Source organism: Agrobacterium sp. ES01 (assembly GCF_050320885.1).
Classification (GTDB): domain Bacteria; phylum Pseudomonadota; class Alphaproteobacteria; order Rhizobiales; family Rhizobiaceae; genus Allorhizobium.
Window position 1 is genome coordinate 1,560,625 of record NZ_JBNQTH010000001.1, and the last position, 12,419, is coordinate 1,573,043.

Annotated in this window: 10 protein-coding genes; 2 read left to right on the forward strand and 8 right to left on the reverse strand. The window is 58.7% G+C overall.

Annotated features, from left to right (window positions below; all coding sequences use genetic code 11):
• Positions 1-12: 12 nt before the first annotated feature.
• The 7 genes from ACQQ2Q_RS07690 to ACQQ2Q_RS07720 all read right to left on the reverse strand — a co-directional run bounded on the left by ACQQ2Q_RS07690 (position 13) and on the right by ACQQ2Q_RS07720 (position 8,506).
• A complete protein-coding gene (locus ACQQ2Q_RS07690) occupies positions 13-957 on the reverse strand; it encodes an ABC transporter permease (RefSeq protein WP_428186414.1) in 945 nt (314 codons plus the stop codon).
• Positions 954-2,003, reverse strand: a complete 1,050-nt coding sequence (locus ACQQ2Q_RS07695; protein WP_428186415.1) for an ABC transporter permease — start codon at positions 2,001-2,003, stop codon at positions 954-956. The genes ACQQ2Q_RS07690 and ACQQ2Q_RS07695 overlap by 4 nt, the downstream gene beginning before the upstream one ends.
• Positions 1,993-3,516 carry an ABC transporter ATP-binding protein gene (locus tag ACQQ2Q_RS07700; RefSeq protein WP_428186416.1) on the reverse strand — a complete coding sequence of 508 codons (1,524 nt, stop codon included), beginning with the start codon at positions 3,514-3,516 and terminating at the stop codon, positions 1,993-1,995. The genes ACQQ2Q_RS07695 and ACQQ2Q_RS07700 overlap by 11 nt, the downstream gene beginning before the upstream one ends.
• Complete coding sequence (locus ACQQ2Q_RS07705) at positions 3,513-4,916, reverse strand: amidase (protein WP_428186417.1); 1,404 nt, start codon at positions 4,914-4,916, stop codon at positions 3,513-3,515. Before ACQQ2Q_RS07705 ends, ACQQ2Q_RS07700 begins: the two co-directional genes overlap by 4 nt.
• Before the next feature lie 11 nt (positions 4,917-4,927).
• Positions 4,928-5,914 (reverse strand): BMP family protein, encoded by a 987-nt coding sequence (locus ACQQ2Q_RS07710; protein ID WP_428186418.1) that lies wholly within the window; start codon positions 5,912-5,914, stop codon positions 4,928-4,930.
• Positions 5,915-6,154: 240 nt separating this feature from the next.
• On the reverse strand, positions 6,155-7,222 hold the full coding sequence (locus tag ACQQ2Q_RS07715; protein WP_428186419.1) for a DUF2218 domain-containing protein: 1,068 nt from the start codon (positions 7,220-7,222) through the stop codon (positions 6,155-6,157).
• Positions 7,223-7,447: 225 nt separating this feature from the next.
• Positions 7,448-8,506 carry a dipeptidase gene (locus ACQQ2Q_RS07720; protein ID WP_428186420.1) on the reverse strand — a complete coding sequence of 353 codons (1,059 nt, stop codon included), beginning with the start codon at positions 8,504-8,506 and terminating at the stop codon, positions 7,448-7,450.
• A gap of 300 nt (positions 8,507-8,806) precedes the next feature.
• Here ACQQ2Q_RS07720 and ACQQ2Q_RS07725 point away from each other — a divergent pair, with 300 nt between their 5' ends.
• Positions 8,807-9,661, forward strand: coding sequence for a D-amino-acid transaminase (locus ACQQ2Q_RS07725; RefSeq protein ID WP_428186421.1), 855 nt, complete (start codon positions 8,807-8,809; stop codon positions 9,659-9,661).
• A 74-nt stretch (positions 9,662-9,735) separates the two neighbouring features.
• Entirely contained in the window at positions 9,736-10,797 is a 1,062-nt protein-coding gene (locus ACQQ2Q_RS07730) for a P1 family peptidase (RefSeq protein ID WP_428186422.1), read from the forward strand.
• 7 nt (positions 10,798-10,804) lie between these two features.
• Here ACQQ2Q_RS07730 and ACQQ2Q_RS07735 read toward each other — a convergent pair whose 3' ends face one another.
• Positions 10,805-12,313, reverse strand: a complete 1,509-nt coding sequence (locus ACQQ2Q_RS07735) for a serine hydrolase domain-containing protein (protein WP_428186423.1) — start codon at positions 12,311-12,313, stop codon at positions 10,805-10,807.
• Positions 12,314-12,419 lie beyond the last annotated feature (106 nt).

The window sequence follows — 12,419 nt, forward strand, 5'->3', positions numbered from 1 at the left end:
TCTCTCTTCGCTTCAGCGCTCGCCGCGCCGATAGGGTTGCATCAACGCCTGTGGCACGCGTGCGCGGCGCGCCATGACGGCAAGGGCTGCGATCGACAGGATATAAGGGATCATCAGGAAGATCTGATAAGGAACGACGCCGCTCAACACGGTCTGCAAGCGCAGCTGGAAACCGTCGAAAAAGGCAAACAACAATGCCCCGAACAGCGCTCGCTCCGGCTTCCACGAGGCAAAGACGACCAAGGCGATGCAGATCCAGCCGCGCCCCTGCACCATGGTGGGGAAGAAGCTGTTAAAGGCTGATAGTGTCAGAAATGCCCCGCCCACGCCCATCAAAGCGCTGCCGGCAATGACGGCACCGTATCGGATCGCCATTGGGTTGATGCCCTGCGCTTCTGCTGCATGCGGGTTCTCGCCGGTCATGCGGATGGCAAGGCCTATGGGCGTTCGCGAAATGACATAGGCAAGCACGACAGCCAGCAGAATGGCCACATAGGTTGGCGCCGTCTGGGTAAACAAGGCCGAACCGACGAAGGGAAGATCCGAGAGGAACGGCACATCAATGGGCTGGAACGGCACGATTGTCGGTGGAGTGCCTGCGACTGGGACCATGAGACGGAAGACATAATAGGCGAAGCTTGAGGCAAACAGCGTGACACCCAGGCCGGAGACATGTTGCGACAGGCCAAGTGTGACGGTGAGAACCGAATGCAGCAAACCGAAGACCGCTCCGCCCAGGGCTGCGACAAGCAGACCTGTCCAGAGATCTGCACCATTATAGACGGCAAGCCAGCCGATCATCGCGCCGAAGGTCATAATGCCTTCAATGCCGAGATTGAGGACACCGGAGCGCTCGCACAGCAGCGCGCCCAATGTGCCGAGGATGAGCGGCGTGGCGATACGTAGAACCGCGGCCCAAAGACCGGCAGAGGCAAGGATATCGACCAGAGCGTTCATCGGCGGATCCTGTACTGCGTGAAGAAGACGGCAACCAGCATCGAGAGCAGCGATAGCGCCACCGTGACGTCAGCAATATAACTTGGGATACCCATGCTCCGGCTCATGCCATCGGCACCGACGAACATGGTTGCCGTGAAGAGGGCCGCCAGCACCACACCCAGCGGATTAAGATTGGCAAGCATGGCAACCACGATGCCGGAATAGCCGTAGCCGGGCGAAAGATCGGTGGTCACATAACCCTTTACGCCCAGCACCTCTATGGTGCCTGCAAGCCCTGCAAGACCGCCTGAGATCATGGCCACGATGACCAGAGTGCGCGCCAACGGAACGCCGGCAAAGGCAGCGCCCGACGGATTGAGACCAGCCGCACGTGACTGGAGACCGAAGACGGTGCGCGTCTGAACGAAATAGACGATGACGGCGATGACGGCGGCAATGACCAGACCGACATGAAGCCGCGACCGTGCCAGCAGTTTTGGCAGGCGTGCTGCGGCATCAACCACTTGCGATTGCGGCCAGCCAAAGGCCAGCGGATCCTTCAGCACGCCATCGATCAGCATCGAGACAAAGAGGATGGCGACGAAGTTCAAGAGCAGCGTCGTCACCACTTCATCAACGGAAAAGCGAAGCCTCAGCCAAAGCGGCAAGAGCAACAAAACCATGCCGGCGCCCGCGCCCACGACGAACAGGACCGGAAGCTGGATGAAAGACGGTAAACCGCCAACGAGATGGGCGCTTGCTGCGGCAACGGCGATAGCACCGAGATAGAATTGTCCCTCCCCTCCGATGTTCCAAAGCCGCGCCCGGAATGCCACTGCGGCAGCAAGCCCCGTCAGAATCAAAGGCGTGGCACGCGTCAAGGTCTCCGTGGCTGACAAGCGCGAGCCGAAGGCGCCGGTTGCGATTTTCCAATAGGCCTCGAAAACCGGTGCGCCGGCAAAAGCGATCAGGATGCCGGCAATCGCCAGTGCGCCGATGATGGCAATCAGTGGCGTGGCGATGACCAGCGCTGTTGGACGATGTTCCCGCCTCTCAAACCGCATCGGCCATTCCTTGTGCTTGCCATTCTCCCGCCATCATCAAACCGAGCCTGCGGGCATCGACGTCTTCTGCACTGACCGGTGGCGACAACCTGCCGCCGACAATGGCCTGAATGCGGTCGGCCAGCGCCATCACTTCATCCAGATCCTCGGAGATCAACAGCACGGCGGTTCCGGCCCTGCGGGCATCCAGTATTCTTTCATGTACGGCGGCGACTGCGCCTTCATCCAGACCACGCGCCGGCTGGGCGGCCAGCAAGATACGGGGATGTTCGATCAGGTTACGCCCAAGGATCAGCTTTTGCATGTTGCCACCGGACAAAAGCCGGATACGGCTTGTCGGCGTGCCGCCCCGAACATCAAATGCATCGATGATCTTCTGGGCAAAAGCGATGCCGGCCTGGCGGTTGACGAGACCATGCCTGGAGAAACGCGCAAGCCTTTCGAGAACTGTATTTTCCCATAAGGCCATTTCGCCAATCGCGCCTTCGCGATTGCGGTCCTCGGGTATACGCCCGATGCCTTTTTCAACCGCCTCTGCGACAGTCAGATCGGCGATGCCATGTCCGAACAGCACCAGATCTCCCGCGGTTCTACCGATGGTGCCGCTGAGCAGTTGCGCCAATGTCGCCTGACCGTTTCCGGACACGCCGATGATACCGAGTACTTCCCCGGCGCGAAGACGGAAATCGATGGCCTTCAGACGGTCGATGCCACCAGAGCGCACGGTGATGCCTGCAGCTTCCAGCACGACTGCACCCGGTGTCGATGCCTCACGCACCGGCCTCGTCACCTTGCGACCGACCATCAGTTCGGCAAGTTCTGCTTTGCTGGTTTCACTGGCACTCCGTTCGGCGACTAGCTTGCCGCCACGCAAAACGACAATGCGGTCAGCGGTCGCCATGACCTCATCGAGCTTGTGGGAAATGAAAATAAGAGAAAGGCCCAGCCGTGCCATTTCCTTCAAGGTGGAAAACAACTTTTCCGCCTCAAGCTTGGTGAGAACCGCTGTCGGCTCATCCAGAACGAGGATGCGGGCGTCATTGTAGAGCGCCTTCAGGATCTCCACACGCTGCTGCTCGCCGACAGACAGTTCCGCGAGACAGGCATCCGGGTCGACCTTGAGCCCGAAGCGCTCTGAAATCTCGATCAGCTTCTTGCGACCTGCCGCCACGGATGATGCGGGAGACCAGAGGCTTTCCGTACCGGTCATGACGTTTTCGATCACGGTCAGATTGGGTGCCAGCGAGAAGTGCTGATGGACCATGCCGATGCCTGCGCGGATGGCCGCACGTGGCTTGCCGGGCGGCAATTGCTTGCCCATCACCGTGACATGGCCTGTATCCGGGACGTAGTGACCGAAGAGAATGCTCATCAGGGTCGTCTTGCCGGCACCGTTTTCGCCCAGAAGAGCCACGATCTCCCCTTCGCCAAGGCTCAGCGAGATATCGTCATTGGCGAGGTTATCACCGAAGCGCTTGCTGACGCCCGAAATTGTCAGAACGGCATCGTTCATTGGGCAAACCCCGCAACAGGAAAGCGATGGGACCAACGTTCCTCTTTTTCCAGATGCGCGGCAAGCGCAAGAAGGCGCATTTCCTGACCCATCGGCGCCAGAAGCTGAACCGGGAGCGGCAAACCTTTACCATCTTCACCAAAGGGCAGCGTGATGGCGGGAAATCCGGAAATATTGGCAAGCGGCGCCAGAGGCGCAAAGGCCGTCATGCGTTGGAAATGCGCTTCGACATCGCGATGATCGGTCGGAAAGGAGCCAATCGGCTTGGGCGCTGTCGCAAGCATCGGCGTCAGCAGACAATCGATATCGTCGAACAGACGCCAGAGATCCCGGCTGATAAATGCCAGCATATTCATGGCGCGCCATGCATCCGTGCCGCGCATGTCGAGCCCGCGCTCCAGCACCGCCTGGGTGATCTCCTCGGTGCCTGAGAGATCGGCAGAGAGGCGCTCAACCGTTTCGGCGAGATTGATGCAGACTATATCGGCAAAGGCCGTGGCGCTGGCTAGCGCCAATTGATCGATTTCGGTCCATTTCACCGGAATGATCCGATGGCCCTTCTTCTCAAGCGAGCGGGCCGCAGCCTCAACAGCCTCAAGTCGCTCTGGGGCGGTCGGCATATCCGCGCCGGTATCGGTCAATACGCCAACGCGCAGTCCCTCTTCCTTCGCCGGCACCTGAAGGACAGGCGGAAAGGGTCCCCTTGCGTCGCCGCTCACATTTGCGAAGATCGACACGGTATCGCGAACCGAGCGGCAAATGGCGAGTTCGCTGGCGATCCCGCCAAGGTAATTACCATAGGATGGGCCGGCAGGTATTGCGCCGCGGCCGGGCTTCAAACCGATCAGTCCACAACAGGCGGCGGGCACGCGGATGGAACCGCCGGCGTCCGTTGCATGGGCAATCGACACAATGCCAGCTGCAACGGCTGCCGCTGCCCCGCCTGACGATCCGCCGGAGCTTAAGTGGGGTGCGAGTGGATTGCGCGACACCGGACCCATTGCCGGTTCGCTTGCCAGCGATAAACCGAATTCGGGGCTTGTGGTCAATCCGAACAGGCATAAACCTGAGCCACGAAACCGAATGGCCAGATCAGAATCTGCCATACCACCCCTGCGGGGGATCGAGCTGGAACCAGCACTGACCGGAAAGCCTTCAAACGGACCGCCGAGATCCTTGGCGAGAGTGGGCACACCACCAAAGTGCATGGCTGCACGTTGGTCGACCGGCAATGCATCGAATGCGTCAGCCGAGGCGCGGCCTTTCTTCTCGTCCAGATGGGTGATTGCCCCAAGAGAGGCGTTGGATGTGGCGGCGGCAAGCGATGTCTCCATCGCCTGCCGCGCCGTCAATTGTCCGGAGCCGATCGCTTCGGCGAGTGCTGTGGCGTCGGCATGCATGCGGAATTGGCTTACTTTGGTTCGTCCATGTTGCGCGGAACCTCAAAGGTGCCGGCCTTGATTTCTTCGCGCTTGGCTTCCATTGCTGCTTCTGCATCCGATGGAGCGGCACCCTGGACGTAGGCAATATCGCTGCCGCCTTCCTTGAGCAAGCCGAATGCTGTGTAATCCTTGCCAACCGGCTTTCCGGCGGCAACATCTGCGAGAGCAGCATTGAGGATCGGGCGGAACCCCCACAAAGCGTTGGCGAAAACAGTTTCCGGATAACGCGGCGTGTAATCGATCAGCGACCCGACAGACTTGATGCCGCGCTCCTTGGCGGCATCGGCCGTGCCGATACGTTCGCCAAACAGGATATCGGCGCCCGCGTCGATCTGGGCCAGACCGGCTTCGCGTGCCTTCGGTGGGTCGAAGAAGGTGCCGATGAAGGACACAAGCAGCTTGGCATCCGGGTTCACGGCCTTCACGCCTTCACCGAAGGCGTTGATCAGCATGTTCACTTCCGGGATTGGCATGGCGCCGACCGCGCCAACAATATTGCTCTTGGTCATCTTGCCGACGAGCATGCCAGCGAGATAGGCGCCATCATGATTCCAGGTTCCGAAAACGCCGAAATTGTCGCCGGATTCCTTGCCACTGGAACCGAGAACGAATGCGGTTTCAGGATAATCGGCAGCCACTTCACGGGCTTCGGTCTCGACTGCATAGGCCTCGCCGATGATGAGCTGGTTGCCCTGCTCGGCATATTCGCGCATGGCGCGGGCATAATCGGTGCCGGACACGCCTTCCGAGAAGACATATTCAATCACACCTTCCGCTGCAGCGTCCTGCATGGCCTTGTGCAAGACCGAATTCCAGGCGTTCTCGACTGGAGATCCGTGAATGCCTGCGACCTTGATCGGAGCGGCGGCACGAAGGGTCGGCGCAAAAAGGCCCGAACCGAGAACGAGACCGGTGGCCAGAAGGCTACGGCGGGAGAACTTGATGTCATGCGTCATGGCTGAGACCCCTTAAATTTACCAGTTGGTAGAGATTTCTAGGGGGAGCCCAAAAAAGTGTCAAGTGAAGTTAAAGCCCAGCAAATGGGCAATTTACTCCCACAGGTCACCTGCCGGGATTAATGCTGCCGCAGGGCAAGCGGTCGCCAAGGCCTTGCCAGACGCCCGAGCGACCTCATTTTGCGACAGAACCACTCTCTAAGGTCGCGTTAGTGTTCAGACGGCGACTGAAGCGATGTCTTATGCACTTTTGCCCTGCTGCCAGTAGGCAGCCACATACATGCGGTTTTTGGGATGCGCTTTTTGGCGCAGAAGCGCTCGGATTTCCTTGGCTTCGCCACCCTCGCAGGCGGCCCAGATGTAATCCGGATCGGCATTCTGCGCCAGCATGTCAGACAGGGCAGCGGCGAGAGCGAAGCGCGTATCAGGCGCATAGGAATTCCTGTGCAGCCAGCGGATGTCGAGCCTCGCGGCACTGACGATCGGCTGCTCTTCCGCTTTGTCGCCAACTTCTATCACAGCCGTGATAGTGGCGGCTTCCGGCAATTCAGCGGCGATGCGCGCAATGGCCGGCAAAGCCGTTTCATCGCCTACCATCACCAGGCTTTCAGTTTCCGGGACACCCCCGCCGCCCGGCCCCATAAGAGCCAGAACCTGACCGGGTTCAGCGCGAAGAGCAAAGTCAGCTCCGGGGGTTTCGTGTTCTGACGAGGGGTGTTGCAGGATGTCGATCCACAGATGTCCCTTTTCCTGATCGACCGTACGAATGGTATAGATGCGCACCAACAGGGCATCATCGCCCTCCGGCCATCCGATGCGTCCGTCGGCGCGCATGGTTGGCCAGACAGGTTTGCGGCCGATGGGCGGCACCATCAGCCGGACATGCAACCCACCGCCGGTAAACGGCGTGACGTCGTCGCAGGCGACTTTGACACGGCGCATATGCGGGGTGACGTCTTCGGATGACACGACCTTGACGATGTGAACGTTGGGGGCCGGCTTGGGCTCATCGGTCTGGTCCCAGGTCAGCTCAAGAGGCTCTTCCCCGGCAAAGAAAAACAAATGCTCAGCGACGACATTGCGACTGACATCAAGTGCCTTTTGGGTCGGGCAGTTCAAAACGATTTCAAGCGAGCCGTCTTTGAGCGTTATATCGGCGTCACCGATCTCGCTCAGCAGGACCACCCCGTCTGCCTTTTCTCTCACCTCGGCATGTTCCGCGAAGTGCTCGCTAATTTCCGCCAACATGTGAACTGCATTTTTAGGCACTGCAACGCCAGTCAGCGTGAAGGTCTGAACCTGATTCATCGGTGCTTTCGTCCCTTCGACAAGGTGTGGGGCGTTGCGGCGTTTACCCGGAACGCACACTCTAACAAACCGCGATATTAATCTGGTGTAAAAATGTCAAGTTAATCAGCATCGCCTGAAGAAGAATGTCCAGCGGCAAACGGAGAACGAGAAATCAAAACGCCGGCAACTCGGTGCCGGCGCGAGGCTCAATGATGATATTTATCGACTTAAGGCCGAATGTGGTCAGGCGCCCCAGGTACGCTCCAGAAGCGAAACCCAGTTCTGATGCGCGATCTTTGCCAAAGCATCGTCATCGTAACCGGCGGATTTGAGCGCAGTCAGCAGAACCGGCAGGCCGGTCACGTCACCGATATTTCCCGAGATCAGCGTTCCGTCGAAATCAGAGCCAAAGCCGACATGGTCGATGCCCACCCGTTCGACCAGATAATCGATGTGACGAACCATTGTCTCGAGATTCAGTCCAGTGTCAGGTCTGCCATCCGGATCCAGGAACTTGACGCCGAAATTGAGGCCGATCAGCCCCCCGGTGTCGCGGATCGCATCCAGTTGCTTGTCGGTGGCATTGCGGCTGTGCGGGCATATGCCGAACGCATTCGAATGAGACGCAACCAGAGGCGCGTCGGAGATTTTCGCAATGTCCCAGAAGCCGGCGTCATTCATATGCGACAGGTCGACCATGATCTTCAGCCTATTGCAAAGTCGAACGAGGTCGGCACCCGCTTTGGTCAATCCGGGCCCGATATCCGGGCTGTGACCAAAACGGAAGGGAACGCCGTGAGCAAAAATATTCGGACGGCTCCAGACCGGACCGAGAGTTCGAAGGCCGGCAGCATAAAGCAGATGGATAAGATCAAGATCATCACCTGCAGCTTCAATGCCCTCGATGTGAAAAACAGCGGCAAAGCTACCCGATTTCATTGCATCACGGATACCGGCTGCCGTTGTGCAGATCGTGAATGCGCCTTGCGACTGTGCCTCGATGCGGTGCAGAAGGGCTGCCTGCTGAACAGTCTGATCAAGTGCGCTTCGACGATCTACGCGCGGCAGATCGCCATTGGCATCCGCTGTTCTGCCCTCAGTCCATGTGTATATGGCACAAAGTCCGCCGGCGAGGCCACCGATCCGAGCACGGGGCAGATCGATGTGGACACCAGGCTGCCCGTTCAGAAAACGGGATTCGGCACCATCAACGCCTTCACGCGTCAATCGTGAAAGGATGTCATTATGTCCATCGAAGACAGGCACACGCACTGGCTCTGCGGCAATCCCGGTCTCGTTCATTCTGTCACCTCGTGGTTATATTTTTTGGACAGCGACGCTCGCTGCGTTATCGGTCCTGCTTCGACCGTCGTTTGAGTGCCGTCTACGACATCGTCCGTAGGAACGGCAAGCTTTCGGCAAAGATTGAAGGCCGATGGAGCACGGTGACGCGATTTCGACGTTAAGCTCCTGCAAGGCCATATGCTCACAATGGCCTTGCAATAGACACCGGATATTGAGAAACGAGGCCAGCAGGGCATATGCACGACCAGATCGGTTGGCCACATGTTCGAACAGATTGATCTACCGGAGTCCATTGGAATGCGCACAGTCTATATCAACGGCAATTTTGTCCCTGAGAACGAGGCAACGATCTCGGTTTTCGATCGCGGCTTTCTCTTCGCCGATGCGGTTTATGAGGTGACTGCCGTTCTCGGTGGCAAGCTGGTCGACTTTCAAGGCCATCTGACCCGTCTTCGCAATTCGCTTTCAGAGATCAGCATGGTGCTCGATGTGGATGACGAGACGCTACTTGCCGCCCACCGCAAACTGGTGGAGGCCAACGGGCTGGACGAGGGGTTGATCTATCTTCAGGTTTCCCGCGGCGCTGCCGACCGCGACTTCCTGTTTCCCGAAACCACCGTGCCGTCCACGCTTGTGATGTTCACCCAGAAGAAGAACCTGATCGACAGTCCTGTCGCTCAACGTGGGCAGTATGTGATCCTTGTCGACGACGAGAGATGGAGCCGGCGTGACATCAAGACCGTGCAGCTACTTTATCCCGTCTTGGCCAAGAACCTGGCCAAAAAGGAAGGCGCAGACGATGCCTGGATGGTTGAGGATGGCTTCATTACCGAAGGTTGTTCCAACAATGCCTATATTGTCACCAAAGACGGCACTTTGGTTACCCGTCATCTGTCGACGGATATCCTTCCTGGCATTACGCGCAGCGCCGTTTTGAAATGCGCAAAGGATCTGCAGATCAAGATTGAGGAACGCCCCTTCACCATCGAAGAGATCAAGTCTGCGCAGGAAGCCTTTTCGACATCGGCCTCCGGTTTCGTCAATCCGGTCGTCAGGATCGATGACATGAAGATCGGTGATGGAGAGCCCGGCCCGGTCGCCAAGCGGTTGCGCGAGGTCTACATCCAGACCAGCACAGAGATGGCGATTTAAGGCCGTAGGCAAGTCCGCATGCCGGCCGCGCGCCTGCGCCGGATGCCTTGTGCTGCTGAGAAAAGAGAGAATGCATGCGCCAGTTTTCGCACGCCGGCCAATGGTGGGTTATTCCGCCCGGACCAAGCAATTCAATCGCCGACGTCGAAGGTGTTACCGTCGGCCATGCGAGCTTGATGGACGGTTCTGCCCGAACTGGTGTCACAGCACTACTTCCTCACGGTGGCGATCTCTTCCGTCAGCGTCCGCCGGCAGGTGCCGCAATTTTAAACGGTTTCGGCAAGAGCCTCGGCCTGATTCAGGTCCAGGAACTGGGCGAAATTGAAACGCCGATCCTGTTCACCAACACTTTCAGTGTTCATGCGTGTGCATCCGCCCTGATCCGCTCGGCGATCGCTGCCAATCCGGCAATCGGGCGACGCGACAGCACCGTCAATCCGCTTGTCTTCGAATGCAATGACGGCCAGATCAATGATATCCAATCGCTGGCTGTGACCGAAGCGCTCGCCCTGGAGGCGATCGGAAACGCTGCGTCCAATTTCGCCCAAGGCACAATTGGCGCTGGCACCGGCATGAAGACCTTCGGTATGGCCGGTGGCATCGGCAGTTCATCGCGCACAGTGCTTCTTCCGGGCGGAAGCGCATTCAGGCTTGGCGCACTGGTTCTCTCCAATTTCGGCCAAGCCTCTGAATTCCGTGTCTTTGGACATCGTATCGCGCCGCAGGGAATTGCCCGCGCAATGGAGCCAGACAAAGGCTCCATCATCGTTGTTTTTGCGACCGATGCCCCGATGGAATCGCGCCAGCTTACGCGGCTTGCCAAACGTGCCGGTGCAGCACTCGGTCGCCTCGGCAGCCATCTCGGCCACGGCAGCGGCGATATCGCGCTTGCCTTTTCGACCGCCAATTGCCGCGACATGACGGCCAAGGACGATGTCGTCACAGCGAGCCGGTTGCCCGAGCAGCACATGAACGCGTTTTTCCATGCCGCCGTCGAGGCGACGGAGGAAGCCGTGCTGAACGCTCTGTGGCATGCGACCCCGATTGAGGGATATTCCGGCCGCAAACTGCCCATTCTGCGCGATCTACTGGCAGCAGATGCATTCTTTGGAAATCCAGACCTAGCCGGTTCTTAGCCGATCCTTAGCCGGCTTTCACATATTCGATCATACGTGCCCGGCTCAGGACGAGTTCCACACGGTTGTCGGCGATCACATGCAAACAGACACGTTTCTTCCAAGGACCATCGACGAGGGAGAACAAATAACGACCTTTGCCAAGCCCGCGCAGCGGCATTCTTGATCGCGTCGGGCCGACACCCATTATCAACTCGCCATTTTCGATCTTGAAGCTCGCGCCTTCATCCGATGACCAATGTCCGGCAAGAGCAGGAGACACAGGCTCATTGCCTGCCGGGTCGAGACGACAGGCCACGTGACCGATCCAACCCTCTATGGCATCGCCGTTTGCCTTGAGCCGGATCGGCAGAGAGGCCGAGCGGGACGACACCCAACCGTCTCCATCCTCATAAAGTGTTTCACCGGCATCCAGGCAGGTGATGGCGCTTCCATTGACCTCTGCCCAAAGCGGCCCGGCTTCTGCGACATAGATGCCGTCGGGCAAGCTTGTCGCGACGGTCGGCAACGGTTCACCCAAAAGGGTGGCCAGCGTTTCAAAAGCGATGGCAAAGCCGTTTGCGTCTTCACGATTGGTGACGACCGCAATTCCGACACCGGATTTCCGGTCGATCAGGAAGTGGCTCTTGTACCCGGGATGCGAGCCGCCGTGCCCGACCAGGCTGCGCTCGCCCAGCATGGAGGTGCGAAGCCCCAGACCATAGCCGGTAGCGCGACCGTCATTCAGATGCCGTTCCGCAGACAGCGCATCCAGCACGCCGGCATAGTCGCCTTCACCTAACATCAAAGCCTTCGCCCATGTCGCCAGTGCCTCGGCACTGCCCGTCATGCTGCCGGATGCGGAGATGTGCAGGCCGGCTGAAGCAAGCTGCCAGCTCTTCCCATCATGCCAGTAACCGGGTGCAAGACCTTTTACAGTGTCGTTCCAGACATCCGGGGCATCCATTTCCACGCCAAGGGCTGCACTGCGCGTTTGAATGAAATCGCGAAAAAAGATGCCACGGCGTTCAAGCGCCGCCTCGACCAGACGATAACCGGTATTGGAATAGGATACCTCGGTTCCCGCCACATAATTCAGACGTTCAAGGCGGGCGAGATAGTCGAGGATCGGTTGTGCTTGCGTGTCCGTGTAGACTGACAGTCCCAACAAGGTGAAGCACTCACGCGCATCTGGCAGACCTCCGCTCATATCCAGCGCCTGCCCGACTGTGACGCTTGCCAGTGGCTCTTTCAATTCGGGCACATGCTTGCCCAAAGGATCATCAAGAGCGATCAATTCCGGGTGCGACAGCACGAGGCAAGCAAAGGCGTGTTTGGTGACGGAGGCGTAGCGAACTACCGTCTTCGGTGTGAAGGAAGCACCGGACGAGAGGCTGGCCAGCCCATTGGCGACCGCGAAGCGGATGCCGGATGCATCGAAGGCAACGATTGCGCCGCCGGGTTCCTGGCTTCCCCAGTCCATAGCAAATTGGTTCGCTTTGGATTCGGCATCACGCCAGTTTGTCTGTTGGGCCATAAGCTGCATTCCACACGCTGAACATCGAAGCCCGCGTGATAAGTCGCTTATCCTGTTTCGGCAACCCGAACGGCACAGTCGATTTGTGTTGACGCGAGAAAAGGCG

What these genes read in the sequence shown, in the direction of transcription:
- ACQQ2Q_RS07690 (WP_428186414.1), bottom strand. Translation starts at nt 957, where the DNA reads ATGAACGCTCTGGTCGATATCCTTGCCTCTGCCGGTCTTTGGGCCGCG.
- ACQQ2Q_RS07695 (WP_428186415.1), bottom strand. Translation starts at nt 2,003, where the DNA reads ATGCGGTTTGAGAGGCGGGAACATCGTCCAACAGCGCTGGTCATCGCC.
- ACQQ2Q_RS07700 (WP_428186416.1), bottom strand. Translation starts at nt 3,516, where the DNA reads ATGAACGATGCCGTTCTGACAATTTCGGGCGTCAGCAAGCGCTTCGGT.
- ACQQ2Q_RS07705 (WP_428186417.1), bottom strand. Translation starts at nt 4,916, where the DNA reads ATGCATGCCGACGCCACAGCACTCGCCGAAGCGATCGGCTCCGGACAA.
- ACQQ2Q_RS07710 (WP_428186418.1), bottom strand. Translation starts at nt 5,914, where the DNA reads ATGACGCATGACATCAAGTTCTCCCGCCGTAGCCTTCTGGCCACCGGT.
- ACQQ2Q_RS07715 (WP_428186419.1), bottom strand. Translation starts at nt 7,222, where the DNA reads ATGAATCAGGTTCAGACCTTCACGCTGACTGGCGTTGCAGTGCCTAAA.
- ACQQ2Q_RS07720 (WP_428186420.1), bottom strand. Translation starts at nt 8,506, where the DNA reads ATGAACGAGACCGGGATTGCCGCAGAGCCAGTGCGTGTGCCTGTCTTC.
- ACQQ2Q_RS07725 (WP_428186421.1), top strand. Translation starts at nt 8,807, where the DNA reads ATGCGCACAGTCTATATCAACGGCAATTTTGTCCCTGAGAACGAGGCA.
- ACQQ2Q_RS07730 (WP_428186422.1), top strand. Translation starts at nt 9,736, where the DNA reads ATGCGCCAGTTTTCGCACGCCGGCCAATGGTGGGTTATTCCGCCCGGA.
- ACQQ2Q_RS07735 (WP_428186423.1), bottom strand. Translation starts at nt 12,313, where the DNA reads ATGGCCCAACAGACAAACTGGCGTGATGCCGAATCCAAAGCGAACCAA.